Source organism: Bartonella queenslandensis AUST/NH15 (genome assembly GCF_000312585.1).
GTDB classification, from domain to species: domain Bacteria; phylum Pseudomonadota; class Alphaproteobacteria; order Rhizobiales; family Rhizobiaceae; genus Bartonella; species Bartonella queenslandensis_A.
Window position 1 is genome coordinate 1 of sequence record NZ_HE998467.1, and the last position, 353, is coordinate 353.

1 protein-coding gene is annotated in these 353 nt (G+C 39.1%); it reads right to left on the reverse strand.

Going from position 1 to position 353, the window contains the following annotated elements:
* Positions 1–279: helix-turn-helix domain-containing protein (locus BN338_RS10650; RefSeq protein WP_039762671.1), on the reverse strand; the 279-nt coding region annotated here is incomplete at its 3' end.
* Between the last annotated feature and the right edge of the window lie 74 nt (positions 280–353).

Below are 353 nucleotides of genomic sequence, written 5' to 3' on the forward strand. Positions count from 1 at the left end.
AGGCGCTTTAAAACCTGCTGCTTTCGCTTTTGCTACGTCTGTAAACATTTCGCCTTCTCCAGTGAGAAGCCAACTAAAATTAATACCATAAGTTTCGTGATAAGTAGTTATCAACGAAGCTGGAGGCTCATGTAGCCCTAATTCATAATTTGCAAGCGTATTTTTTGCCAAACCAAGAGTTTTTGCAAAAGCACCGCGTTCCTCATTTCCAAGTGATTTTCGTACTTCACGTAGCCTCTTAGCTAATGGAGTTCTAGGTTCTAATTCAGGTCGAGCCAAAAAAATACCTCAAAAAACTTTTTTAGGGTTTACAAAACCTGTAATAGGGTTTATACCTCTAATTACCGCCCATT